We start from the raw sequence: 26,738 nt of genomic DNA, 5'->3' as shown, positions 1-26,738 counted from the left end.
TTTTTAATCTGTTGTTTTTTGTTAGTGTATGGAATGTCTTATAACAATAACGATAAAAAAGACGAGAACAATGGGAAATTTATTTTTACGTGAAAAAGAAAAATGGCTAACGTGGTCTCTATGGGGCTTTGTTGGCGCTGCTATCACTCTTTACACGGCTTTTAGCACACAGACTCCTCATTTAATTGCAATGTCATCAATAGGTATTGTTGTTATTTTAGCGTGGTGGATGCAGCGTACCAGACGATTTGATTTTGGCAGGGCATTTAAAGTGTGCTGCTATGTGTTAGTGCTTAGTATTCTACCTGCATTTATATTGGTTTTAGTACCAAGTGATGATCTCAATCGCTATGACTTAATTTTCCAAGGGCTAAGTTTTGTTACTTTTAGCTTACTTGTGTGTCTATTATGCTCGTGGATTGCGAAACGTCCAAAACAGTATTATTAACTTAGTTTTGCTGTTAGTAGCGTCATTATTACAATTAATTTCGGTTTTTTTATTTTAGGACTTTACAACAAGGCGAGTAACCACTATTATCCGCGCCGTACGGAGAGATGGCAGAGTGGTCGAATGCACCGGTCTTGAAAACCGGCATGGGTTTGTAGCCCATCTAGGGTTCAAATCCCTATCTCTCCACCATATTTAAAAAGCCGCCTTATGGGCGGCTTTTTGCTATCTGGAGTTTAGCATGTCAAAACAAAATCAATTAAATACAGCTCAAAGAATACTCAAACATGTATTGTTGTGGAGTGTATTTGGCTATTGTTACCACAGTGCAATTAATTTATTGGTTAAGATGGCTATCGATTCACAACCTGAGCAGGTATTAATGACTGCAATGGCGTATTGCTTAGGCTTTAATATTTTATCAGCCCATTTGATCACCAAATATGATAAGCATTGGCCAGAAGTAGCAGCAATTTATATTGGCCTTTTTGGCTTGTTAGTGGTCCCTGTAATACTCATAGGTCCGCAAGCATTACTGAGTCGTCCACTCCTTGCTGGTATTTTGATCAGTTTACCTATATTTACTTTTGCGGCGCGCTTCATTAAGCGAAAACTCCCTAAAAACTAATCTTAAAGAAGCCCAAAAGGGCTTTTTTTTATGATAGCATAGGCGCGTCTTTTAACTGATACCAAGGTTATTACGCTTGGTATAAACAAAACGTGAAACACATTATGTCAGATAATTTTACTACAGATGCTGAAAAAGCAAGTTACGGTATTGGCTTACAAATGGGTGAGCAACTTAAAGCAAACCCATTCGAAGGTTTAAACTTAAATTCAGTATTTGCAGGCATGAAAGATGCTTATACGGGTGGCGATTTCCAAGTTGAGATCCCTGAGATCCAAGCTGCTTTCGAAAAAATCAACACTGAAATTCAAGCTCGTCGTGAAGAAGAAGCTAAAGTACTCGCAGCTGAAGGTATTGCATTCTTAGAAGAAAATGCAAAGCGTGCTGAAATCACTGTAACTGAGTCAGGTCTTCAATACGAAGTACTTGCAACAGGTGAAGGCGAAAAGCCAACAGCAGAGTCTACAGTGCGTGTTGATTATCACGGTACACTTATCAACGGTACTGTTTTTGATAGCTCTTATGAGCGTGGTCAGCCTGCTGAATTCCCAGTTGGTGGCGTTATCAAAGGTTGGACTGAAGCATTACAAATGATGCCTGTTGGCACTAAATGGCGTATTTATGTTCCTCATGAGCTTGCTTATGGTGAACGTGGCGCAGGTGCAGCGATTGCACCTTTCTCAACGCTTGTATTTGATGTTGAGTTACACGCTATTCTTTAATAGCTTTTTTATGAGCGTTTTATGCTCATAATAAAAAAACCACTCTTAATTATTTAAGAGTGGTTTTTTTATAGTCAATTTTTGATTAACCCAGCCATTATAAACACTGAGTTAATCGTGTAATCGGTTAGAAGTAACCACGAACACCGAGTCTAAAGTTTCGCCCTGGTAATGGCGCTTGATCTTTAATAAAGGAGCTGTGTACAAAACCTAATTCATCAGTGATGTTATCAATATTGATATAAAACTGCGTGTCGACAGGGCCGACAGTTAATTGATAATTTGCTTGTGCATCAAATAAGGTATAACCATCAGTCGCTGTTTCATAAGCTGTAATGTCATTTTGTTCAAAGTAATGAGTGCCAGTTAAGCTAAATTGCCAATCACTTATATTATATTGTAATTCTGATCCTAGCTTATTCGCTGGAATTCGAGGTAAATAACCTTCATCATCGGCAAGTTTTGCTGTGGTTGAATCACCAAATACTTTGACCATTGCATTTGAATTTAATTGATAGTGAGCATCAAATTCAATACCGTATAATTTTGCATCTTTACTAACGAATTGATAAACAGCCATACCATCATCGTGGCCTGGCTCTGCAGCCTCAAGGCCGTGTTCTTCATCAAATACTAAGCCTGTGTTTTGCTGATAGTAAAAGTTTTTAATATCGTTATAGAAAAAATTAACGGTATAACCAAAATCACCGCTAAAGCGTCTAAAACCAAAATCAATATTGGTTGATGTTTCTTGTTTGATATTTTCCGGTTCAAAATGAATTTCACCGTCTTCTACCACATAGCCTAAACCTAGCTCATAAGTGCCAGTGGCAATATGTACACCATTAGAAAGCAGCTCTGCAGATAATGGGGCGCGCTCTGAATGTGATACGCTAAGAGACACGTTTTGGCCCGGTGTATATTGCCAAATAGCACCTGCTGAAGCACTTAGGTTAGTAAAACTTTTACTGTAGGCTGTTACTTCATTTTCGTGTTCATCCGTATGCTCATCTTCATGGTCATGCGCTGAAGCATCAACATTGCTATCAATGGTATAATCTTCTAAACGCGCACCCAGCTCAAGTGTCACATCGCCAAACTGTTGCTCTTCTAAGATAAACAGTGCATGGGTTGTGGTTTTACTCGCTGGTGTAAATGCTTCTTCACCATCAGCGTCGTAGTCAGATTCACTAAAGTGGTAGCCTGCCATACCATGCCAGTTACCTATTTTATGTTCGACATTAAACCGTGCTTCGGTGGTTTCATTACTAAAGATTGTACCAATTGTACCATCTTCAATTTCTGCATGGCGATAGTCAGTATAACCAAGGCGTAAATTAATGGTTTCAATCCAATTATTATGCAATGCATAACTCATAAGACCTTGCCAACGATCTTGTTCTACGCGTGCATAAACAGCTTCTTCTTCACCTTCTTCATGCTCGTGTTCATGTTCATGCTCATGTTCGTGACTATGCGCTGGAATGCCATAATCTGTTTCTATACGCCCATAAGAGAGACCTAACGTTAAATGCTCCCCCACATAGCTAGTACCAAAGTTAACCGTTTGACTGTCAATAAATGTATTTTCAACTGAGGTTGCTGTTTCATGCTCTTCTTCGTCATGCCCCTCATGATCTTCGTGTTCTTCTTCTGGTAAATTGAAGCGCGGAGTTTGGTAGTCATCACCAGTACGTTTGGTACCATCAAAATGGAAGTTAAAATTATTATGACCTGTTTCTAACTTAGCTGCATAAGTATTCGCGTTTGAAACAGTATCGTGGCTGTATTCTACTGCACCGGTTAATTGATCAATGTTATCAGTAGGAATTCGGTTATCAACCACATTAACAACACCGCCAATTGCACCTGAACCATACAATAACGTCGCAGGGCCTCGCAAAACTTCAATCTGTTCAGCAGCTAGGCTGTCGTTTGATGTTGCGTGATCAGGACCAATTCTTGATGCATCACTGCTGTCTAAACCATTTTGGGTGATTTTAACGCGAGGACCATCTAAGCCACGGATTATCGGGCTTGAAGAGACTGGGCCAAAATAACTCGCATTTACGCCAGGAATGCCTTTTAAGGTTTCACCTAAAGTTGGCTGTGCTTTATTGCGTAGTTCATCGCCGCTAAGTACACTCACCGGTGAAATCATCTCTAAACTATTTTTATGCAGGGCAGAAGCGTAAACCACAACTGTTTCAACTGAAGTTGGAACAAGGGTAATCTGTAATGCTGGACTTGTTTCATTGACTGCAATACGGGCATCAACATAATTGTCTTTACTAATATGCAATTGACTATTAGCGTCGATATTAATACTAAACTGGCCATTATTATCAGTTTTGATTGATTGAGCTTTACCGTGTATATGCACGTCGGCTTGGCTGATCGGTTGGTTTTTATCATCTAGAACTTGGCCTGATACAACCGCGGCATGAGCAGAAAAAGAACTTAGTGCAGTGATAATTGCTGTTGATACTAATGAATGTCGGATCATGGTTACTACATCGTGGCTATTATGTTGTGATATAATATAACACCATCATTTCAGCCAATCAATAATGTTATACCATAACTTTAAAATAAACACATTTTCATTAGTAAGGCTATACTCAAGTAGAAATAATCACTAGTTTGGTGAATGTTATGTCTGATAAAGCCCGGATCTTTAAAGCACGATTTAGCATTGCAGACTTGCGTCAGCAGCGAAATCATCAAGAGGTTTTTACCACCGCGTTAACAAGAAATGAAACGCTCGAGCATTTTGTTTTAAAGCTAGTAGGGTATTGCCTTTTGTCTTACGACAGTAATGCGGTGCTAAATAAACTCTCAGATAGACTGCAGCCAGATGTTGGTATACAAGCGTTGGATGATCATTATAAAACATGGTTAAGTGTGGCTCAGCCCAATCTTGATCAGCTTTTTAAAATAGCGAAACAAGTCGACGAATTATTAATTTTAACGACAAGCAATAGTCAGTGGTTAACTGAGTCTGAGTCACGCTTGAAGTTATTTGCAAATAGCCATATTATCGAAATTGATCAACAGTTTGTAGATGATATTCAAATGGACTTAACGCGTAGTTTAAATTGGGATGTTATTATCGATGAGAATAGCTTAATGATCAGTGATAAAGTGCATTGCTATGAAACAAAACAATTTGATTGGCACTAATAGCAATCGACTTAAATATTTTTCTCTACTAGCGGATTTATTTAAAGCTCAGAGTAATGTCACCATCGGGTTTGCAGCAGCACAGTAGCACTTCTCCGTCACGTACAAACGCAAGCGGCTCTTCATTGTAAATAACTTGTCCTTGGCTAAGTGTTGCGCGACAAGCACCGCAATAGCCTTCTCGGCATTGAAAAGGGATATCATATTGCTGTTGTTCAAGGCAGTCTAAAAGGGAATGGCAGCCAGTGCTAAATTCAACGCACTGGCTGTTATCTGCAAAGTAAACCTTTGCAGTTTTGTTGCTGCTCATTAGAGATCAAAGTCACCAAAGTCAGACGCATCAACTTGAGAATCAATTTGACCAACAAGATAAGAGCTGATCTCAGCTTCTTGTGGGGCAACTTGTACATTGTCAGACACGAGCCATGAGTTGATCCATGGAATAGGGTTGCTGCTGGTTTTGAATTGTGTTGGCAAGCCTACCGCACTCATACGTGCGTTGGTGATGTATTCAACGTATTGGCATAAAATGTCTTTGTTTAAGCCAATCATTGAACCATCTTTAAATAAGTATTCTGCCCATTCTTTTTCCTGCTCAGCCGCATCCACAAACATCTTGATTGCTTCATCACGACACTGCGCAGCAACGATAGCCATTTCAGGATCGTCTTTACCATCTTGCATTATGTTAAGAATATGCTGAGTACCTGATAGGTGAAGGGCTTCATCGCGAGCGATAAGCTTGATAATTTTTGCATTACCTTCCATCAATTCACGCTCTGCAAAGGCGAATGAGCAGGCAAAACTGACATAAAAGCGAATTGCTTCAAGAATGTTTACAGACATCATGGCAAGGTATAACAGCTTTTTAAGTTCAAATAAGCTGATATGAACAGTCTCACCATTGAGGGTATGTTTGCCTTCACCATATAAGTTGTAAATAGCTACTTTATTGATCAGCTCATCATAATACTTAGTTACGGCATCAGCACGTTCGCTGATCTTATCGTTACTGACGATGTCATCAAAAATAAGCTCAGGTGATTGCGTTACGTTACGAATGATATGGGTGTACGAGCGACTATGGATTGTTTCACTAAACGCCCATGTTTCAATCCAAGTTTCAAGCTCTGGGATTGATACGATAGGCAGTAGTGCCACATTGGGTGAACGCCCCTGTACACTATCAAGTAAAGTTTGGTATTTTAAGTTACTTAGGAATATATGTTTTTCGTGCTCTGGTAGGGCTTGAAAATCTAAGCGGTCTTTACTCACATCGACTTCTTCAGGACGCCAAAAGAACGACAGTTGTTTTTCAATTAACTTTTCGAAGATAGGGTACTTCTGTTGATCATAACGCGATACGTTAACGGTTTGGCCGAAAAACATCGGTTCTTGTAATTGGTTATTATGGTTTCGACTAAAAGTAGTATAAGACATAAGATCACTCAAAAAACGAACAGGGTAAAGCGGGCGTATAGCCCGCTTCCAATTTATAATTAGTATTGATTAAATTTTACACGCGCCGCCTGCACAATCATCATCTTCCAGCTCCGGTGTATCATCTTGTGCATCTGATGCGCCATCACGGGTGTTGTGATAGTAAAGGGTTTTAACGCCAAGTTTGTATGCACCTAATAAGTCTTGCAGCAATACCTTCATAGGTACTTTACCGCCTTCGAACTTACTTGGATCATAGTTAGTATTTGCAGAGATAGTTTGATCAACAAACTTTTGCATGATACCAACAAGTTCTATGTAACCTTTATTTGATGGGATATCCCACAATAGTTCATAGTTGTCTTTTAAACGCTCATATTCTGGAACAACCTGTTTTAAAATACCATCTTTACTGGCTTTAACACTGATATGGCCGCGAGGTGGCTCAATACCATTGGTTGCATTTGAAATTTGCGATGATGTTTCAGACGGCATTAACGCAGATAACGTTGAATTACGCATACCATGTTCTTTAATATTGGCACGTAACGTATCCCAATCTAAATGCAGTGGTTCATCACAAATTTTATCTAAATCACGCTTGTAAGTATCAGTCGGCATGATCCCTTGTGAATAAGTGGTTTCGTTAAACTTAGGGCAGGCACCACGTTCTTTCGCAAGCTCATTTGACGCTTTCATCAAATAATATTGAATCGCTTCGAACGTTTTATGCGTTAGTGCATTCGCACTGCCATCAGAATAACGCTTACCGTTTTTAGCAAGGTAATAGGCATAGTTGATCACACCTATTCCTAAAGTACGACGACCCATAGTGGCATTTCTTGCCGCAGGAACTGGGTAGTCTTGGAAATCAAGTAAGTTATCTAAGGCGCGTACGGCAAGCTCTGCTAATTCTTCAAGTTCATCAAGAGACTCAATCGCACCTAAGTTAAAGGCTGATAGCGTACACAGGGCGATTTCGCCTTCTTCATCATTTACATTGCTAAGCGGTTTAGTTGGTAAGGCAATTTCTAAACATAAGTTAGATTGACGAATTGGCGCAACTTTAGCGATAAATGGGCTGTGTGTATTACAGTGGTCAACATTTTGTAAATAAATACGTCCGGTGCTAGCACGCTCTTGAGCAAACATTGAGAATAACTCAATCGCTTTAATGCGTTTTTTACGTATTGACTCATCTTGCTCATACTGAACATAAAGACGGTCGAACTCATCTTGGTCTTCAAAAAAAGCGTCGTACAGGCCTGGAACGTCTGATGGGCTAAATAATGTAATGTAATCATCTTTGATCAAACGCGCGTACATTAGCTTATTGAACTGCACACCGTAATCTAAATGACGAACACGGTTATCATCAACCCCACGGTTATTTTTAAGCACTAATAAGTTTTCAACTTCTAAATGCCATAGTGGGTAGAAAAGGGTGGCTGCACCACCGCGTACACCACCTTGTGAACAGCTCTTAACTGCTGTTTGAAAGTGCTTATAAAAAGGAATACAACCTGTGTGATACGCTTCGCCATTACGAATAGGGCTGCCAAGTGCACGAATACGACCGGCATTAATACCAATCCCTGCGCGTTGTGATACGTATTTTACGATCGCTGAAGACGTGGCATTGATAGAATCTAGGCTGTCACCACACTCAATGAGGACACATGAACTAAATTGACGAGTAGGTGTACGTACCCCCGCCATAATTGGCGTAGGTAGTGAAATCTTAAACATTGATACCGCATCATAAAAACGCTTGATGTAATCTAAACGCGTTTCTTTAGGGTAATCAGAGAATAAACTTGCGGCAACCAGAATATATAAAAACTGTGCGCTTTCATAAATTTCGCCTGTTACGCGGTTTTGTACTAAATATTTGCCTTCAAGCTGCTTAACTGCAGCGTAGCTGAAGTTTAAATCGCGTGCATGATCTAGGTATTCATCGAGTTGATCAATTTCTTGCTCTGTGTAATCGGCAAGTAGATGAGCATCATAACGCTTATCTTCAACAAGTTTCACGATGTGATCGTATAAGCGTGGCGGCTCAAATTGACCATAGGCTTTTTTGCGTAAATGGAATACGGCTAAACGGGCGGCTAAGTATTGATAATCTGGAGACTCTTTTGAGATCTGATCAGCGGCTGCCTTAATAATCGTTTCATGGATGTCTTCAGTACGAATGCCATCATAAAACTGGATGTGTGATTTTAGCTCAACTTGTGAGACAGACACATTATTTAGACCTTCGGCGGCCCAAGCAATAACGCGATGGATTTTATCTAAATCAAGTGACTCTTTACGGCCGTCACGTTTGCTTACAGATAGCTGTTGGTTCATAGTTTTGCCTGTATTCCTTGGGATATAAAATTTTTTAGTGATACATTTTGCTTAGAATAAATATTTTATTGTCATAAGACTATTCTAGTGCGAATTTAATTGAATAACATTTAGCCACAACATCTGGTGTTCATCAAACTCTGGATCACAAGATAGTGTGGTATGCGATCATTTGCAAGGGGCATAAATGCCCCACATTGTGGATAACTTCGGGATAACACGTTTGTGTTAGTAGCCATTAACCTTTGACCATCTGATTAAAATGAAATTTATAAAAATCAACTCATGATCTATTAAATTTAACCATTTTAAAAATAAATTTAAGCTGCTTTTTTTATCGGCAAACAATGTGCAAAAAATAACACGGTCACAATATATAGTGGTTAATTTTTAGTAAACCACTATATATGGTTAAATGCATCAATGGGTGACTGCCAATTAAAATCAGCTTGCCAGCTCAGTGCTTCCTCTTCACTGGGTATATAGCCCCACAAAGCTGTGGCACTGTGCATGTTCGCTGCTTTAGCTGCAATAATGTCGCGTTCGGCATCACCAATATACAAGCAGCGGCTTGGATCTACATCTAATAGTTGCGCTGTATGCAGTAAAGGTAACGGTGAGGGTTTTGCCACATTTAAAGTGTCGCCACACACGATTGCCTGTGCATCATTTAGCTCAGTGATTGCGGCGACTAAAGGGGTAGTCAAAAATTCAGGCTTATTGGTCATGATCCCCCATTTGATCTGCTGTTGTTCAAGCGCAATCAATAACTGTGCAATACCTGTGAAACACTGACTATGGGTGGCAATATTATCAGCGTATGAATCAAGTAATTGCTGGCGTAAATCCATTTGTTTAGTTTGGTTATGCCAATGCTGCCCGAATCCCGCTTCGAGTAGAGCCATCGTGCCATTAGAAGCCGCAGGGCGATAGATATGTGAATCTACAGCTGGAAAGTTATGATCTATTAATACGTTATTCAGTGCGGCACCTAAATCATCTGCAGTGTCGAGCAGTGTACCGTCAAGATCAAAAATAAAAGCATCGTAATCAATTGCAGGTGCTGCTGTATTAAACCCAGCCATTACGCAAGTTTCTCAAAGTGGAGAATATAATTAACGCTAACATCGGTATTTAAACTGTATTGCTTTGATAGTGGGTTATAGCTTAGACCAGCACTCGCTCGTACTTTAAGTCCCGCTTGTTCTGCCCATGCAATAAGTTGTGCAGGTTTGATAAATTTTTTGTGATCGTGTGTGCCTTCTGGCACCATCTTCAATAACTTTTCTGCACCAATAATGGCATACAGATACGCTTTGGGGGTTTTATTAAGGGTAGAAAAAAATACATCGGCACCAGGTTTTGCTAAGGTGGCTACTGCTTGAATGATAGAAGCAGGATCAGGAACATGCTCTAACATTTCCATGCAAGTTATAGTATCAAAGCGAGCAGGGTGCTCAGTAGCGAACTGTTCAGCAGGTACTTTAATATAGTTAACTTTCACACCGGTTTCTAAACTATGTAGTTTAGCAACGGTTAATGGCTCTTGGCCCATATCGATGCCGGTAACGTGTGCGCCCATGCGAGCCATACTTTCACTGAGGATGCCACCCCCACAGCCTACATCCAGCGTTTCTTTATCAAATAAGCCATTGGCTTTATCAGCAATAAAGTCTAAGCGTAATGGGTTAATTTCATGAAGAGGTTTAAACTCTCCTTCGCGGTCCCACCATCGCTCAGCGATGGATTCAAACTTTGCAATTTCTGCACTATCTACATTCTGATGTTCGGTCATAAAAAACTTCCTCGTCAATCTGAGGCCATTATATAGGGGGAAATTAATAAATCGCAAAGATTTAGCGCCTGTAAATTTAAATTAATTGTGGTAGCATGACTTGGTAATAATAACTACATACCCGCAAGCGCCCATATATGGCACTTTGTGGGTATATACTGAAGGAATGTGATATCAAATGACTGATTTCGCCAATGAAATTCTGCCAGTCAATATTGAAGACGAGTTAAAAAACTCCTATTTAGACTACGCAATGAGCGTAATCGTAGGACGAGCACTGCCAGACGTACGTGATGGATTAAAACCTGTTCACCGCCGCGTTTTATTTGCTATGAACGAGCTTAATAATGATTGGAATAAGCCTTACAAAAAATCAGCCCGTGTGGTTGGTGACGTAATTGGTAAATACCATCCCCATGGCGATAGCGCAGTGTACGACACCATTGTACGTATGGCTCAGCCTTTCTCTTTACGTTATATGTTAGTTGACGGCCAAGGTAACTTTGGTTCTGTTGATGGTGATTCTGCAGCAGCAATGCGTTATACCGAAGTTCGTATGGCGAAAATGTCTCATGAGCTATTAGCAGATCTTGAAAAAGAGACGGTTGATTTTGTGCCTAACTATGATGGTACAGAGCAAATTCCTGACGTATTACCAACTAAAGTACCTAACTTATTGGTTAATGGTTCTTCGGGTATTGCCGTAGGTATGGCGACCAACATTCCTCCTCATAACTTAACTGAAGTTGTGAACGGGTGTTTAGCACTCATTCAAAACCCTGAATTGACCATTCACGAATTGATGGAATATATCCCGGGTCCAGATTTCCCAACTGCGGCGATTATTAACGGTAAAAAAGGCATCGAACAAGCCTATTTAACGGGTCGTGGTAAAGTGTACATGCGTGCCCGTGCTGAGATTGAAGTGGATGAGAAAAGTGGTCGCGAAACGATCATTGTTCACGAAATTCCTTATCAAGTTAATAAAGCCCGTTTAATAGAAAAAATTGCTGAGCTTGTTAAAGAGAAGAAGATCGAGGGAATTAGCGCATTACGTGATGAATCAGATAAAGACGGTATGCGTATCGTTATTGAGATCAAACGTGGTGACGTAGGCGAAGTAATCTTAAACAATCTTTATGCACAAACGCAGTTACAAACTGTGTTTGGTATGAATATGGTTGCGCTGATCAACAATCAACCTAAGTGTTTCAACTTAAAAGAAATGCTTGAAGAGTTTATTATTCATCGCCGCGAAGTTGTTACCCGCCGTACGGTATTTGATTTACGTAAAGCCCGTGATCGCGCGCACATGCTTGAAGGTTTAGCAATCGCCCTTGCTAACATCGACCCAATTATCGAGCTTATTCGTAACTCACCTACGCCAGCCGAAGCAAAAGTTGCCTTAGCATCACGTCCGTGGGAATTGGGTAATGTTAAAGCCATGCTTGAAAAAGCGGGCGAAGCCAATGTCGCACGTCCTGATTGGTTAGCTGATGACTTGGGTATTCGTGATGGTCAGTATTATATTTCTGAGCAACAAGCCCAAGCTATCCTAGATTTACGTCTACACAAGCTAACCGGCCTTGAGCATGAAAAGATTCTAAGCGAATACCAAACGTTATTAGATTTAATTGCTGAGCTTTTATATATTCTTGCTTCTCCTGAGCGTTTAATGGAAGTTATTCGCGATGAGCTTGTTGAAATTAAAGAGCAATACGGTGATGAGCGTCGTACAGAAATTAACGCCGCGGCTCACGATATTAGCCTTGAAGACTTGATCACAGAAGAAGATGTAGTCGTAACCTTATCACACGAAGGATATGTGAAGTATCAGCCATTGTCTGATTACGAAGCACAACGTCGTGGTGGTAAAGGTAAGTCAGCAACCAAGATGAAAGATGAAGATTTCATCGAGCGTCTACTGGTTGCGAACACTCACGATACTATTTTATGTTTCTCAACGGCAGGGCGCTTATACTGGCTTAAAGTGTATCAATTACCGCTTGCAAGCCGTGCTGCGCGTGGTAAGCCAATTGTTAACTTATTGCCACTTGAAGCAGATGAACGTATTACTGCAATCTTACCAGTACGTGAGTACGAAGAAGATAAATACATCTTTATGGCAACTGCATTCGGTACGGTTAAGAAAACGCCATTAACTGCATACAGTCGCCAGCGTGCAAGTGGTATTATCGCTGTTAATCTGAATGAAGGTGATAGCCTCATCGGTGTTGATATTACCGATGGTAGCAATGAAATCATGCTATTTACCGATGCAGGTAAAGTTGTACGCTTTAAAGAAGCAGAAGAGTCACCGGTATTAGATGAAAACGGTAACCCAGTACTTGACGAAAACGGTAACCCGGAAATTAAGTTCAAGGGTGTACGCCAGATGGGCCGTACAGCCACCGGTGTTCGTGGTATCAAGATGGCTGAAGGCCAACGTGTTGTCTCGTTAATTGTACCTAAGACTGATGGTGCTATCTTAACTGTGACTGAAAACGGTTACGGTAAACGTACGCTGCTTGAAGATTACCCATCGAAGAGTCGTGCGACTCAAGGTGTGGTATCAATCAAAGTATCAGAGCGTAACGGCGCCGTTGTTGGTGCAGTACAGGTTGATGAAAACGACGAAATCATGATTATCTCTAATCGTGGTACCCTTGTTCGAACACGTGTTAAAGAAGTTTCTACCGTTGGGCGTAATACTCAAGGTGTTATTTTGATAAGAACTATTGACGAAGAGCAAGTAGTTGGTTTACAACGTATCGAAGAAATTGAAATCGATGAGCTTGAAGCTATTGAAGGCGAAAGCGTCGAAGTAGTCGAAACGGTTAATGATGAAACTGGTGATAATCCACCGGCTGAATAAACTGACCAATAAAAAGCGGCTTCGGCCGCTTTTTTTATGGTTAAAAAACTTAAGTAATTACTGGAATGAGGAAAGGTAATGAATAAATATAATTTTTGTGCGGGTCCTGCTATGTTGCCTCCAGCTGTTATGGAGAAGGCACAAAAAGAATTTCGTGATTGGCAAGATTTAGGTGTCTCGGTGATGGAAATTAGTCACCGCAGTAAAGAGTTTTTGGCTCTTACAGAAAAATGTGAAGCAAGCCTTCGCCGACTCATGAATATTAGTGATGAATTTGAAGTGTTATTTATGCACGGTGGTGGCCGTGGTCAGTTTGCTGCAGTACCGCTAAATTTACATGTCGATAATAAAACCGCCGTGTATTGTGAGAACGGTGTTTGGTCTAAAGGGGCTGTTGACGAAGCAGTTAAATTTACCACTGTCACTGAGCTTGATGTACGTAATGACACTAGCGAGCAATTTTCTATCAAGCCAGTAAGCGAATGGCAGTTTCCTGCTGATCCGTCATACATCCATTATTGTCCAAATGAAACCATAGACGGCATAGAGGTATTTGATGTACCTAGTCACCCAACTGCACCGATCGTTGCAGATATGTCATCTACCATTTTGTCTCGTGAATTTGATGTTGACCAGTTTGATTTAATTTACGCTGGTGCGCAAAAAAATATTGGCCCATCAGGCCTTGCCATTGTGATCATTCGTAAAACTTTGCTTGAGCGTGAAGGGGTGGCAAAACCAGGTATATTCGATTATGCACTGGAAGTAAAACAAGGCAGCATGTATAACACGCCACCTACGTTTGCTTGGTACTTAGCGGCAGAAGTATTTGAATGGCTTGAGCAAAATGGCGGTGTAAAAGCCATGGAGCAGCAAAATATTGCTAAAGCTGAGTTACTTTATGGCTTTATAGACGAGTCGCCATTTTACAATAATAAAGTGGCAAAGCATTGTCGTTCACGTATGAACGTACCATTTTGGTTAAACGATGAAAGCTTAAATGCAGCGTTTTTAGCTCAAGCGAAAGAAGCAGGCTTATTGGCGCTTGAAGGCCACCGTATTGTTGGTGGTATGCGTGCAAGTATTTACAACGCCATGCCACTTGAAGGCGTACAAGCGTTAGTTGACTTTATGGCACAGTTTGCCAAGGAGAACAGCTAATGGAACAACTTCGTTTAGAGCCAATTAATAAAGTAAACGGCAGTGTAACGCTACCTGGTTCAAAGAGTCTTTCAAACCGTATCTTATTATTGGCTGCCTTAGCTAAAGGCACTACAGTTGTAGAAAACCTACTCGATAGCGATGACATTCGTCATATGCTAGGTGCACTTAAACAATTAGGTGTACAAGTCAGCCTAAATGACGATAAAACCGTAGCCACAGTACAGGGGGTAGGCGGGCAGTTTTTAACGCCATCTGAACCTTTGTTTTTAGGTAATGCGGGTACTGCATATCGTCCACTTACCGCGGTTCTTGCCGCTGTTAAAGGTGACTATGAGTTAATTGGCGAACCGCGTATGGAAGAGCGCCCAATTGGTCATTTAGTTGATGCCCTACAAGCGCTCGGTGGTGACGTTCGTTATTTAAAGAATAAAGATTATCCACCACTTAAAATTGTGGGCGGGCAAATAAACGGCGGCAACGTTGAAATTGATGGCAGTATCTCGAGTCAATTTTTAACAGCATTATTAATGGCAGCCCCGTTATTTAATGGCGATACCAATATCACCATTAAAGGCGCTTTAGTTTCAAAACCTTATATTGATATCACGCTAGATGTCATGGCGCGCTTTGGCATTTCGGTTACACACGATGACTATAAAACCTTTACCGTGAAAGGCGCGCAACAATACCAAGCTGTTGAGCGTATTATGGTTGAAGGGGATGCGTCATCGGCGTCTTATTTTGTTGCGGCAGCTGCAATAGCAGGTGGTGAAATTGAAATTAAAGGCGTTGGTGCAAAATCAGTGCAAGGCGATATCGGGTTTGCCAAAGTGATGGAGCAGGTGGGCGCTAAGATTGATTGGTATGACGAGCGTTTAGTTGTGCGCAAAGGCCAATTGAAAGGTGTTGATATCGATGCTAATGCAATTCCAGATGCGGCCATGACACTTGCAACAGTGGCGTTATTTGCTGATGGTCCAACCGCTATTCGCAATATTTATAATTGGCGCGTAAAAGAAACCGATCGCTTACATGCGATGGCTACAGAACTGCGTAAAGTGGGGGCTGAGGTTGTTGAAGGTGAAGATTTCATCGAAATTACCCCGCCTAAGCACTTTAATGACGTGGCAATTGATACCTATGATGATCACCGTATCGCTATGTGTTTTGCCATGGTTGCAGTCGGTGGTAAGCCTATTACCATTAACGATCCAAAGTGTACATATAAAACATTTCCGACGTTTTTCAATGTGCTAGCATCGGTCAGTCAATAAGCAACAGGCATTGAAATATAAAAAGTTACATACAAAAAGCGGATCTATTGAAATAAGTAACGTATAATGTCGCAGTTTAATTTTGGTGTGCATTGCAGGAGGTTTAAATGCAGGCGTTATTAATGCCCGTAATCACCGTTGATGGCCCAAGTGGTTCAGGTAAAGGAACTGTTTGTCGCTTGTTAGCCGATAAATTAGGGTGGGATGTACTGGATAGTGGCGCGATTTATCGCGTATTAGCACTAGCAGCACTTCATCACCAAATTGCACTCGACAACGAAGAGGCCTTAGTGCCTTTAGCTGCTAACTTAGATGTGCAGTTTTTAGTTGATAGTCACACTAATACTGGAAAGGTTATTCTTGAAGGCGAAGATGTATCAACCACAATTCGTAATGAAAATGTAGGAGCTGCAGCGTCAAAAGTTGCTGCTTTACCACGGGTCAGAGAAGCATTATTACGTCGTCAGCGTGCATTTCGAACAGAAAATGGTTTAATTGCTGATGGCCGTGATATGGGCACTGTGGTATTCCCAGATGCACCATTAAAAATTTATTTGACCGCCAGCGCGCAAGAGCGTGCGCGTAGGCGATTTGTTGAGTTGAATGAACGCGGTCTTGATGTTACACTAAGTGGTCTATTAGAAGATATTCAAGCTCGTGATGACCGCGATATGAATCGTGCCGTTGCGCCGCTTGTGCCAGCTGATGATGCCATTGAACTCGATACTAGTGAGCTCAATGCCCAGCAAGTGTTTGATAAAGTTATGACTTTAGTAGACGCTGCGATTATCAATGGTAAGCTTCCTAAGCGACGATAAACACATTTTTCGCACCAGCAGGATGCCAGTGCTATTTTAACAACCCCATGCAGCATGGTTGCTTATTGGTATTAATATATGAGACGTATATTCGTATGTCAGAAAATTTTGCGCAGTTATTTGAAGAAAGCTTAAAGGGTTTTGAAGCAGAGCAAGGCTCTATCGTTAAAGGTACAGTAATCTCAATCGAGAACAACATTGTACTTGTAGATGCTGGTCTTAAATCAGAAAGTGCTATCCCTGCAGAGCAGTTCAAAAATGCTGCTGGTGAGCTAGAAGTTGCTGTTGGCGACGAAGTAGATGTTGCACTAGATGCAATCGAAGACGGTTTCGGTGAAACTATCCTTTCTCGTGAGAAAGCGAAGCGTCACGAAGCGTGGATCCGTCTTGAGAAAGCATGTGAAGAGCAAGAGACTGTTACTGGTGTTATCAACGGTAAAGTTAAAGGCGGTTTCACAGTTGAAGTTGATTCAATCCGTGCTTTCCTACCTGGTTCACTTGTTGATGTTCGTCCAGTACGTGACACAACTCACCTTGAAGGCAAAGAGCTTGAGTTTAAAGTAATCAAGCTTGATCAAAAACGTAACAACGTTGTTGTTTCACGTCGTGCAGTTATCGAATCAGAGAACTCACAAGAGCGTGAAGAACTTCTTGCTAACCTTGTTGAAGGTCAAGAAGTTAAAGGTATCGTTAAGAACCTTACTGACTACGGTGCATTCGTTGATCTTGGTGGTGTTGATGGTCTACTACACATCACTGACATGGCGTGGAAGCGTGTTAAGCACCCTTCAGAAATCGTTAATGTTGGCGACGAAATCGCAGTTAAAGTTCTTAAATTCGACAAAGATAAAACTCGTGTATCTCTAGGCCTTAAACAGCTTGGCGAAGATCCATGGGCAGCTATCGCTGGTCGTTACCCAGAAGGTTCTAAACTTTCTGGCCGTGTAACTAACCTTACTGATTACGGTTGCTTCGTAGAAATCGAAGAAGGCGTTGAAGGTCTAGTACACGTTTCTGAAATGGATTGGACTAACAAGAACATCCACCCTTCAAAAGTTGTTTCACTAGGTGACACTGTTGAAGTTATGGTTCTTGAAATCGACGAAGAACGTCGTCGTATTTCTCTTGGTCTTAAGCAATGTATTGCTAATCCTTGGCAAGAATTTGCTCGTCTTCAAAACAAAGGCGACCAAGTTACTGGTAAGATCAAATCAATCACTGACTTCGGTATCTTTATCGGTCTTGACGGTGGTATTGACGGTCTTGTACACCTTTCAGACATTTCTTGGAATACACCTGGCGAAGACGCTGTACGTGAATTCAAGAAAGGCGACGAAATCACTGCTATCGTATTGCAAGTTGACCCAGAGCGTGAACGTATCTCTCTAGGTGTTAAGCAAATCGAAGCTGACCCATTCAATAACTACCTTGATGCAAACAAAAAAGGTGCTATTGTTAAAGGTAAAGTGACTGAAGTTGATGCGAAAGGCGCAACTGTTGAACTTATCGAAGGCGTTGAAGGTTACATCCGTGTAGCTGATATCGCTCAAGAGCGCGTTGAAGATGCAACTACTGTTGTTTCTGTAGGCGACGAGATTGAAGTGAAATATGTTGGTGTTGATCGTAAGAACCGCACTTTAAGCCTTTCAGTTAAAGCTCTTTTCGAAGCAGAAGAGAAAGAAGTACTAGAAAAGCTTAAGAAAGAAGAGCCAGTGTTCGAAAACGCAATGGCAGCTGCATTCGCAAATGCACAAAAAGACTAATTAATCAGTCTTAATTGGAAGGGCAGTGTTGCCCTTCCTTTATCTCTTTTTAAGGAAACGTTATGACTAAGTCAGAATTGATAGAACAATTAGCCGAGCAACATGCACATGTACCTGTGAAAGATGTTGAAAATGCTGTTAAAGAAATTCTTGAACAAATGGCCGGCTCATTATCAAGCTCAGATCGCATCGAGATCCGTGGCTTTGGTAGTTTCTCATTACACTTTCGTTCACCGCGCACTGGTCGTAACCCTAAGACGGGCGACACTGTTGAGCTTGAAGGTAAGCACGTACCACATTTTAAACCAGGCAAAGAATTACGAGATCGCGTAAACGCGAGTATTGCCTAGTTACTTAGTTGGAGTAGTTACTTGTTTAGGGTATTAAAAATTATCCTGGTAGCAATATGCTTAATTTTTGCATTTGTGCTTGGTTCGCAAAATCCGCAGTTAGTGCAAATCAATTATATTATTGCCAGCAATACTTTACCCCTCGCAATGATAATAAGTATCTGCTTTGCTTTAGGTGTCGCAATTGGTTGTTTTATTAGCTTTAAATTGTTTTCGCAATTGAAGTGGCAAAACTATCGTTTGAAAAAAAAGTTAGCGCCTGAAAAAGACAATAATAAGCTTGTTGCTAATAAAGACACCTAACTATGATTGAGCTTTTGTTTTTACTTTTACCTGTTGCGGCTGGTTATGGCTGGATCATGGGTAAAAACAGTGCTAAAAACCAAGCTCATCAACTTAATCGTCAGATCACCTCTGAATACAGTAAAGGCTTAAAGTTTTTACTTGATAGAGAAGAAGACCAAGGTCTTGAACATCTCATCAATTTGCTTGAAGTTGCAGCAGATTCTGTTGAGCATTATTCAACACTGGCTACAATGTTTCGCCGCCGCGGTGAATTAGATCGCGCAATAAAAATCCACGAATTACTACTTAAACACCCAAGCCTTAATGAGCAACAAGCTGCGACTAGTCGCCTTGAACTTGCTGAAGATTATATTATGGCTGGGCTACTTGATGGCGCAGAAGAACACCTTGTTTGGTTAGTTAAAGCAAATCACAGTGATGCGTTAGAGCCGATCCTTAATCTATATTCACAAACGCGTGAATGGGAAAAAGGTATCAATATGTTTGAAGCACACAGCGATTTATTTTCTAAACCGCAACACTTCAAGGCCATCGCTAACTTTTATTGTGAAGCGGCATTAATCGAAAATGATCCGCAAATAATGCGCAAAGCAATAAGCCTCAATCAAAAAGCGATTCGCCCATTATATGAACTTGGTAAGTCAGCGTTTGCAAAAGAAGATTATGTAAAAGCGATTTATTACTGGCGAGAGCTGATCTGCAATTTTACCTTCTTTGCGCCCTTGTTTATTGATGACTTAGCGCATAGTTACGAGCAATTAAACTTAACTCACCAATTTCATGAATTATTGCTGCAATTGCTTGATAAAGGCGGTGTACTAATAAAAATAAAACACTGTAAAGCATTACTCGAGCAAGGTCATACCGAGCAAGCAATCAAATTTTTAACTGATAGTTTAAAACGCCAGCCGACTATTCGCGGCTTTAGTTTTTTATTACAGCTATTAGCAAAACAAAATAATGATATTAAAGAAGTGTTAGATCAAATAGATAAATTGGTAACCTCTTATATTGCAACAAAGCCAGATTTTCAGTGCCAACACTGCGGTTTTACTAGCCACACCATTTATTGGGTTTGCCCGTCGTGTAAACATTGGGAAACCATAGTCCCAAGCCGTGGCTTAGACGGTTTTTAATTTTACTTATAATTTCAATTCGTTTTAGGAAAGTTATGTCTCTCGAACAATCTAAAAAAGTTCTTATCGCCCTTGATTATGATGATCAGCAAACAGCATTAAATTTTGTTAAACAACTTTCCCCTGATACTTGCCGTTTAAAAGTCGGAAAAGAAATGTTCACTTATTTTGGACCTACGTTTGTCAAACAGCTGATTGATTTAGGCTTTGACGTATTCTTAGATCTTAAATTTCATGACATTCCAAACACAGTAGCAAAAGCGGTTACTGCAGCGGCCAAAATGGGTGTTTGGATGGTTAATGTTCACGCCAGTGGCGGTGTCGAAATGATGACTAAAGCCAAACAAGCGCTTGAGCAATTTGGTGATAAAGCGCCACTGTTAATTGCGGTTACTGTTTTAACCAGCATGGATGCTGCAGAGCTTACTCGTTTAGGGGTTGATAAAACCCCAGAAGAGCAGGTTATTTATTTAGCAAAACTTGCAAAAGAATCAGGCCTTGACGGGGTAGTGTGCTCAGCACAAGAAGCGAAGAAATTAAAAGTGGAACTTGGCGCAGACTTTAAACTAGTGACCCCAGGTATTCGCCCTGCAGGCAGCGATGCAGGTGACCAAAAGCGCATCATGACACCAAAACAAGCTGTAGAAGATGGCAGCGACTATTTAGTTGTAGGCCGCCCAATCACCCAATCGGCTGACCCAGTTGCGGTTCTTAAAGAAATTAATGACTCGATAAAATAAACAAGCGTTATTTTAATTAGTACTATTACTAATACTAATACTAAGAACTAAGAACAAAGAGCAAAGTATTTACTTTGCTCTTTTTGTTTCTGGGTATACAAACTTAATAACTTGGCGATGAATAGGCTGGAATATGCCAATTGCAGATGGTCGGCAACGAGCCTGTAGAATAACTCGTTTTTAATTTATTTTTATTGGTGGTTTAACCATGCCAATACTAAGCGCTAAGTTTCCCTCATTTACTTCTCATTCCCTTCTCTTTGTGCAAAAAACTTAGTAATTTATTCACAAAGAGGTTAAGAGGCGCTGCGCTTAAGAGTAATACAGATTCTAGGTTCAAAAGTATTTGCGCGCCTGAGGACACTACTACCTAATAGCCAACGCTTTTCACCTAACAGTGGATTTAGATCACTGGATACGCTGAAGGGTAAGAATTTGCTACTGACGTAAACCTCGCACAAGGCAATGACAACTTGGCTTCACAAGGTTTAGCGTCATTGAGAGATATTTGGAGCAATATTCATTACGGGAGATAAACCGCCCATTGTACTTCCTGTTAATAAAAAAGTGCATGATCGGTGGTGTGGGGGCTGGAAGAGACTTCCAGGCTACCCGATTATGCTTTGGTTTCCGCTACGCTAAGCTCTTCAATAATATACTCCACAACCTCCGACAGGTATGAGAAAGGCTGCTCCCCATTAAAAACTTTTTCACAATCCTCTGAGTTTGCTTTAGTAACTAAAGTTTTGTCATTACTCTTTGGCACATACTTAAGAATTACTTTATCAGATTTTGATAAAACCCATAATTGATATACAAATTGAGAAGCATGTAACGCTCGCTGTAAAGATAAATCATCTGTAACATCACACAGTTTAGCAAATGCTTTATCAGTGGTTATTTCTAACTCAGTAACCTCAAATCCTTGCGACGCAGCACCAACACAAAATTGAAATGATTCATCATCTTCTTTTCTTTTGAATCCTTTACAGTGTGAAGATAATGAATCGGCATTATCTAGCACGAAGATTGTTTGTGATGTCCTAACTGCTGAGAACAATAAGAATACTGCTTGTGCGACAGCGAAAAGTTCTTCTCTAGTTAGAGTGATCTCATGTTGGTTTCTTGAGCCATATTTGCAAACAATATGATTATCATCAGTGTTGACAGAGAAGTGTTGTGCGATGTTTCGCCATTGATTCAGCGGAACCATCCAAGGTGGAAGCGTAAATATGTTATCGTCTTCTAGTTTGCTTGATAGTTGGTTTACTACTTTACCTAAACTCATTGATGCAACTTGCGAGTATGATACTTCAGCACCATTAAAAGATGAAACAAGATGGAAAAGTTCTTTAAGATATACTTGAAGGGTACCTTCAATTACAGCCCCTATATTTCGAAGTAGCTCATATGCATAATCGTCTAGCGGTAACTCAGACTTATGATATTCAAACTTAGCTGCACTCCAATAAAGTGATAATGCTTTGCCGATACTTTGCTCCCATTGAGCAACTATTTCAGCACACTTTGTTTCATCTTTTGCTAAGACGTTACGCCTCATATCAAGCGTTTTTTCGTAAACAGATTTCGACCAGTCATTCATTTTTACTTTTGTTACGTTGACCGATTCGACAGTTAACAGATCTAATCCATATCGCTTGAGCATGCTTTGATTCTCAAACTCACCGATTAGAGCTTCATTTATTGAACCTCTAATATCTTCTGTTGTATAACCAGCCTCATAAGCCTGCAACAGAGGGCTAAATGCTCTTACGCCTTCTAATAATCGACTATAACTCAATTAAAATCTCTTTCTCATAAAAACATAATAGTATATTGAACACCATTGTGGTGGTTTATAACACACCACAGCGGCGTATATTACATACCCTGATAATTTCACCAAAAATTACTTTTGTAAACAGTTAATTAAAATCGCTAAAATACAAGGGGTATTATTTTTCACCAAAACGGCGGTTAATAATGTTATTGGACAAAATTAGGCTTCTACTCAAAGAAGTAGGAATAAATTTAACTTTTTAGTGTCTGCTTCGCGCTCATTGCTGTCATTGGTGCTTATAAAACAAAAAAGAGCAAAGTTTTCACTTTACTCTTTTCTATATCAATATTAAATTGACCGCTGACCGCTTACTTAAGCCTAATAGACTTAGCTTCAATATCAATTAACCCTTGCTTAAACAAACCGCCAATGGCTTTTTTGTAATTTGCTTTGCTGGTAGAGAACACTTTTTTGATAAGTTCAGGATCGGATTTATCGCCAATGGCGAGCACGCCACCTTCTTGTTTTAACTTATCCATGATCTTTTCGCCAAGCTCGCTTACTTTAGCCATGCCTGGTTTTTCTAGGATAACGTCAATCTTACCGTCTTCACGTACTTTTTGAACATAACCTGTTAAACGTTGGCCTACAAACATGTTTTTAAATACCATGTTATAGAAGATCACCCCAAAGTGAGCTTCTTCAATAATAACCTTGTAACCAATGTCTGTTTTTCCTGCCACAATAAGTTGCACTTCTTGCAGTGGTGCATACTCAGGCTCTGTTTTATTCAGAAAACGATTAAAGTTATTAGATGCACAAATACGGCCGCTGGCATTATCTAAATATAAACGCACGAGGTAAGAATAACCTTCCTGCATTCTTGGTTTTTGTTCGTTGAATGGGGCAAGTACGTCTTTTTCAAGTCCCCAATCTAAGAAAGCACCAATGCTGTTTATTTCTTTAACACGAAGTAGGGCGTATTCACCCACTTGAGCTAGCGGCTTTTTCGTTGTCGCAGTGGCGAGATTAGCGTTATCCAAAAAGATAAACACGCTAACGCTGTCGCCCGCTTCAAGCTCATGTTTAATTTCATGACTTGGTAGAAAAACTTCGCCTAGCTCATGGCCGTCGAGGTACGCGCCTTCGTTACTTACTTCGTTTACAAATAAGGTTTGGGTAGTTCCGAGGTAACTCATTTTTATTCCTGTTCTGGCTTTTTACGGCGGCGCATCGGCGCATCACCATCAATGTTTAACGGCGCTTTTATTGGTGCTTGAGGCTGCTTTGGTTTCACTTTACGTTTAGTAACTGATTTAGCTTTAGGCTTGGCTTTGCGCGCAGTTGCTTTTACTGCGTCTGGTTTTGCTTCTCGCAACCCTTTAAATTTGCCTGTTAAACCTGCCACTGTATGAAATTCAAGCTCATCATTTAAAAAGGATTTAATCGCTTTATAGCTTGGCCAATCTTTAGGGCCTACTAAAGAAATAGCCGTTCCTTTAAAGCCTGCGCGACCAGTACGACCAATACGGTGAACGTATTCCTCGGCATGTTTTGGTAAATCAAAATTAATTACATGAGTGACGCTTAATAAATCAAGGCCACGAGATGCAACATCAGTGGTGATTAAAATTTTAAAGTTTTCGCGGCTAAAGGCATCCATGATATCAAGGCGCTTACTTTGCGTTAAATCACCGGCGAGCGCTTGTGCTTTTAAACCTTTGCTGAGCAATAATTCACTTAAACGTGTGGTATCAGCGCGTGTGGCCGTAAAAATAATACATTGACCAACATTATCCTGTTTTACAAAGTGTTCAAGCAAGGCTTCTTTATGATCTAAGTGATCTGCTAAATATAAGCTTTGCTTGATATCTGAATGCTGCTCGTTTGCTGCACTGAGCATAATTTGCTTTGGATTTTTTAATAAATTGCGAGAGAGCGCATCGACTTGTGCATGATCGAGTGTGGCTGAAAATAACAGAGTCTGGCGCAAGCGGTGATCGGCCAACTCATTAATCATTTTAAGTTGTTCGGTAAAACCTAAATCTAAAATACGGTCGGCTTCATCAAAAATTAACAGCTCCAACCCACTTAACTGCAACGAGCGCTGGGTTAAGTGATCGGCTAATCGCCCTGGTGTGGCAATAACAAAATGTGGGTCATTACGCAGTGCTTTAATTTGATCATTAAAGTTTTCACCGCCAAGAATTTTAACGGCTTTAATATTGGTACCGGCGATAAGCAACCTAAGTTGGGTAAAAACTTGGGTCGCGAGTTCTCGCGTTGGAGCAACAATTAATACACGTGGGTCACGTTTACTGAGGGCCTTTTGTTTCATCACTCGTTGAACAGCGGGTAATAAAAACGCTAACGTTTTACCTGAGCCCGTTTTAGACTGAGCGAAAATATCGTGGCCAGCAAGCGCTGTAGGCACAGCATGAGCTTGAATATCAGTGGGCTGAGTGATGCCTTGATGCGCAAGCTGTGTTTCAAGGCGAGTATCAATCCCAAGATCAGTAAAGTGCAAAGTGTGTTTCTCCAAATTGAGCAAGTCGTTGGCAATTTGCCAAAAATAATGCACCTATTATAGCGTAGTAGGGTGTTGCGCTAACAGTAAAAACCAATGAATCGCGGCTTTTTTTGCATTTAATTTGAAAAAGCGTAAAATACGCGCCCCAATGCGCCGGATTTACGATTCGGTTTTGAAAAAGCAAAATAGGAAAACCCATGACAGCCATTCATAAAGATAATGTCACCAGTGCGCACTTTGTTGTGTGTGCTTTGTATAAATTTGTCGCTTTACCTGAGTTTGAAGCACTGCGCCAACCACTGCTTGATGTAATGGAAGCCAATGAAGTACGTGGTACTTTGCTGATCGCCGCTGAAGGCATCAATGGCACTGTTGCAGCTAAACGTGAAGGCATTGACAACTTATTAGCGTGGCTTGATAAGCAACCAAACTTAGACAATATCGTCTCTAAAGAATCATACGATGATGAATGCCCGTTTTACCGCACTAAAGTAAAATTAAAAAAAGAAATCGTGACTATGGGTGTTGAAGGCGTTGACCCGTTAAAAGTGGTTGGCAGCTATGTAAAACCAAAAGATTGGAATGCGCTTATTTCTGATCCTGAGGTTATTTTAGTTGATACTCGTAACGATTATGAAATTGAAATCGGTACTTTTCAAAACGCGATAGATCCAAATACTAAAACGTTCCGCGAGTTTCCACAATGGGCGAAAGAAAACCTTGATCCAAGCAAGCATAAAAAAGTAGCCATGTTTTGTACTGGCGGGATCCGCTGTGAAAAATCAACAGCTTATATGAAAGAGCAAGGTTTTGAGGATGTATATCATCTTGAAGGCGGCATTTTAAAATACTTAGAAGAAGTGCCAAAAGAAGAAACCATGTGGGAAGGTGAGTGCTTTGTATTTGATAACCGCGTTGCGGTCGATCACGACTTACAAAAAGGCTCATATGATCAGTGCCATGCCTGTCGTATGCCAATCACTGAAGACGAAAAGTTAAAAGCTGAATACATGGAAGGCGTTTCGTGCCATCACTGTATTGATGATGTGACCGACGAGCAAAGAGCACGATTTGCTGAACGTCAAAAGCAAATTGAATTAGCGCAAGCTCGTGGTGAAGGCCATATTGGCAACGAAGCGCAAGCTGTTTTACAAAAACGTAAAGAAGCCAAAAAAGCACAAAAAGACGCACAGCGTAAAAAGTAATTTAGCGTTACCTGCATTAAATGTAAAAGCCTCAGCATTGTCTGGGGCTTTTTGTTTTTAGGCTCAGACGCCTTATACCAATCAACTTAAATAGTTAACCATTCTAGCGGGCTAAATAAAGCGCTAACTGCTTTATAAATTTTTCATGTACGACTGCATGGATGCAGGAGGTAGAGCAATGCAGGAGCAATTGCCGTGAACAACTACATGTCAAAATTTATGCCTTGTT

The 26,738-nt window shown here is 40.6% G+C and carries 23 protein-coding genes and 1 tRNA gene; 15 read left to right on the top strand and 9 right to left on the bottom strand.

Features of this window, described 5'->3' with window-relative positions:
- Window positions 1–70: 70 nt before the first annotated feature.
- The 4 genes from CWB85_RS05320 (at window position 71) to bamJ (ending at window position 1,798) form a co-directional block, all read left to right on the top strand.
- The gene (locus tag CWB85_RS05320; protein WP_016707233.1) at window positions 71–448 is read left to right on the top strand and encodes a hypothetical protein; all 378 of its coding nucleotides are present in this window, start codon (window positions 71–73) and stop codon (window positions 446–448) included.
- A 101-nt stretch (window positions 449–549) separates the two neighbouring features.
- Window positions 550–640, top strand: a tRNA-Ser gene (locus CWB85_RS05315).
- Between the two features lie 49 nt (window positions 641–689).
- Window positions 690–1,076 (top strand): hypothetical protein, encoded by a 387-nt coding sequence (locus CWB85_RS05310; RefSeq protein WP_016707232.1) that lies wholly within the window; start codon window positions 690–692, stop codon window positions 1,074–1,076.
- 104 nt (window positions 1,077–1,180) lie between these two features.
- Complete coding sequence (gene bamJ / locus CWB85_RS05305) at window positions 1,181–1,798, top strand: BamJ family beta-barrel-assembly machinery protein (protein ID WP_064666301.1); 618 nt, start codon at window positions 1,181–1,183, stop codon at window positions 1,796–1,798.
- A 127-nt stretch (window positions 1,799–1,925) separates the two neighbouring features.
- Here bamJ and CWB85_RS05300 read toward each other — a convergent pair whose 3' ends face one another.
- Complete coding sequence (locus CWB85_RS05300) at window positions 1,926–4,304, bottom strand: TonB-dependent receptor (RefSeq protein ID WP_138554315.1); 2,379 nt, start codon at window positions 4,302–4,304, stop codon at window positions 1,926–1,928.
- Window positions 4,305–4,453: 149 nt separating this feature from the next.
- On the opposite strand from CWB85_RS05300, the gene CWB85_RS05295 reads away from it, so the two are divergent.
- Entirely contained in the window at window positions 4,454–4,981 is a 528-nt protein-coding gene (locus CWB85_RS05295) for a YaeQ family protein (protein WP_016707229.1), read from the top strand.
- Window positions 4,982–5,018: 37 nt separating this feature from the next.
- Here CWB85_RS05295 and yfaE read toward each other — a convergent pair whose 3' ends face one another.
- The 5 genes from yfaE to ubiG form a co-directional block, all read right to left on the bottom strand.
- Window positions 5,019–5,291, bottom strand: coding sequence for a class I ribonucleotide reductase maintenance protein YfaE (gene yfaE, locus CWB85_RS05290; protein WP_016707228.1), 273 nt, complete (start codon window positions 5,289–5,291; stop codon window positions 5,019–5,021).
- Window positions 5,291–6,421, bottom strand: coding sequence for a class Ia ribonucleoside-diphosphate reductase subunit beta (gene nrdB / locus CWB85_RS05285; RefSeq protein ID WP_029216021.1), 1,131 nt, complete (start codon window positions 6,419–6,421; stop codon window positions 5,291–5,293). The genes yfaE and nrdB overlap by 1 nt, the downstream gene beginning before the upstream one ends.
- A 69-nt stretch (window positions 6,422–6,490) precedes the next feature.
- Window positions 6,491–8,773, bottom strand: coding sequence for a class 1a ribonucleoside-diphosphate reductase subunit alpha (gene nrdA / locus CWB85_RS05280; RefSeq protein ID WP_016707226.1), 2,283 nt, complete (start codon window positions 8,771–8,773; stop codon window positions 6,491–6,493).
- 401 nt (window positions 8,774–9,174) lie between these two features.
- Window positions 9,175–9,858, bottom strand: a complete 684-nt coding sequence (locus tag CWB85_RS05275) for an HAD family hydrolase (protein ID WP_138554314.1) — start codon at window positions 9,856–9,858, stop codon at window positions 9,175–9,177.
- Entirely contained in the window at window positions 9,858–10,568 is a 711-nt protein-coding gene (ubiG, locus tag CWB85_RS05270; protein WP_138554313.1) for a bifunctional 2-polyprenyl-6-hydroxyphenol methylase/3-demethylubiquinol 3-O-methyltransferase UbiG, read from the bottom strand. Before ubiG ends, CWB85_RS05275 begins: the two co-directional genes overlap by 1 nt.
- A gap of 178 nt (window positions 10,569–10,746) precedes the next feature.
- On the opposite strand from ubiG, the gene gyrA reads away from it, so the two are divergent.
- From gyrA to pyrF, 9 genes are all read left to right on the top strand, one after another.
- Window positions 10,747–13,443, top strand: a complete 2,697-nt coding sequence (gene gyrA, locus CWB85_RS05265) for a DNA topoisomerase (ATP-hydrolyzing) subunit A (RefSeq protein ID WP_016707223.1) — start codon at window positions 10,747–10,749, stop codon at window positions 13,441–13,443.
- A 78-nt stretch (window positions 13,444–13,521) separates the two neighbouring features.
- Window positions 13,522–14,604: a 3-phosphoserine/phosphohydroxythreonine transaminase gene (gene serC / locus CWB85_RS05260; RefSeq protein WP_138554312.1), complete on the top strand. Its 1,083-nt coding sequence runs from the start codon at window positions 13,522–13,524 to the stop codon at window positions 14,602–14,604.
- Window positions 14,604–15,881, top strand: a complete 1,278-nt coding sequence (gene aroA, locus CWB85_RS05255) for a 3-phosphoshikimate 1-carboxyvinyltransferase (RefSeq protein WP_138554311.1) — start codon at window positions 14,604–14,606, stop codon at window positions 15,879–15,881. Before serC ends, aroA begins: the two co-directional genes overlap by 1 nt.
- 107 nt (window positions 15,882–15,988) lie before the next feature.
- On the top strand, window positions 15,989–16,699 hold the full coding sequence (cmk, locus tag CWB85_RS05250) for a (d)CMP kinase (RefSeq protein WP_016707220.1): 711 nt from the start codon (window positions 15,989–15,991) through the stop codon (window positions 16,697–16,699).
- A 95-nt stretch (window positions 16,700–16,794) separates the two neighbouring features.
- Window positions 16,795–18,462, top strand: a complete 1,668-nt coding sequence (gene rpsA / locus CWB85_RS05245; protein WP_029216020.1) for a 30S ribosomal protein S1 — start codon at window positions 16,795–16,797, stop codon at window positions 18,460–18,462.
- Between the two features lie 62 nt (window positions 18,463–18,524).
- The gene (gene ihfB / locus CWB85_RS05240) at window positions 18,525–18,812 is read left to right on the top strand and encodes an integration host factor subunit beta (RefSeq protein WP_016707218.1); all 288 of its coding nucleotides are present in this window, start codon (window positions 18,525–18,527) and stop codon (window positions 18,810–18,812) included.
- A 21-nt stretch (window positions 18,813–18,833) separates the two neighbouring features.
- On the top strand, window positions 18,834–19,115 hold the full coding sequence (locus tag CWB85_RS05235; protein ID WP_016707217.1) for a lipopolysaccharide assembly protein LapA domain-containing protein: 282 nt from the start codon (window positions 18,834–18,836) through the stop codon (window positions 19,113–19,115).
- A 2-nt stretch (window positions 19,116–19,117) separates the two neighbouring features.
- A complete protein-coding gene (gene lapB / locus CWB85_RS05230) occupies window positions 19,118–20,254 on the top strand; it encodes a lipopolysaccharide assembly protein LapB (protein WP_064666289.1) in 1,137 nt (378 codons plus the stop codon).
- Window positions 20,255–20,289: 35 nt separating this feature from the next.
- Window positions 20,290–20,994: an orotidine-5'-phosphate decarboxylase gene (pyrF, locus tag CWB85_RS05225; RefSeq protein ID WP_138554310.1), complete on the top strand. Its 705-nt coding sequence runs from the start codon at window positions 20,290–20,292 to the stop codon at window positions 20,992–20,994.
- 616 nt (window positions 20,995–21,610) lie between these two features.
- Here the strand turns inward: pyrF and CWB85_RS05215 are convergent.
- The 3 genes from CWB85_RS05215 to CWB85_RS05205 form a co-directional block, all read right to left on the bottom strand.
- Window positions 21,611–22,795 carry a hypothetical protein gene (locus CWB85_RS05215; RefSeq protein ID WP_138554309.1) on the bottom strand — a complete coding sequence of 395 codons (1,185 nt, stop codon included), beginning with the start codon at window positions 22,793–22,795 and terminating at the stop codon, window positions 21,611–21,613.
- A 347-nt stretch (window positions 22,796–23,142) separates the two neighbouring features.
- Window positions 23,143–23,973 carry a CvfB family protein gene (locus CWB85_RS05210; RefSeq protein ID WP_138554308.1) on the bottom strand — a complete coding sequence of 277 codons (831 nt, stop codon included), beginning with the start codon at window positions 23,971–23,973 and terminating at the stop codon, window positions 23,143–23,145.
- Between the two features lie 2 nt (window positions 23,974–23,975).
- Window positions 23,976–25,301: a DEAD/DEAH box helicase gene (locus CWB85_RS05205; RefSeq protein ID WP_138554307.1), complete on the bottom strand. Its 1,326-nt coding sequence runs from the start codon at window positions 25,299–25,301 to the stop codon at window positions 23,976–23,978.
- A 200-nt stretch (window positions 25,302–25,501) separates the two neighbouring features.
- Between CWB85_RS05205 and trhO the strand changes: the two genes are divergently transcribed.
- Window positions 25,502–26,509: an oxygen-dependent tRNA uridine(34) hydroxylase TrhO gene (trhO, locus tag CWB85_RS05200; protein ID WP_016707209.1), complete on the top strand. Its 1,008-nt coding sequence runs from the start codon at window positions 25,502–25,504 to the stop codon at window positions 26,507–26,509.
- Window positions 26,510–26,738: the final 229 nt, after the last annotated feature.

The organism is Pseudoalteromonas sp. S1727, from assembly GCF_005886375.1.
GTDB lineage: Bacteria > Pseudomonadota > Gammaproteobacteria > Enterobacterales > Alteromonadaceae > Pseudoalteromonas > Pseudoalteromonas haloplanktis.
The sequence above is the reverse complement of the archived record's forward strand: the minus strand, read 5'-3'. Positions and strand labels throughout refer to the sequence as shown.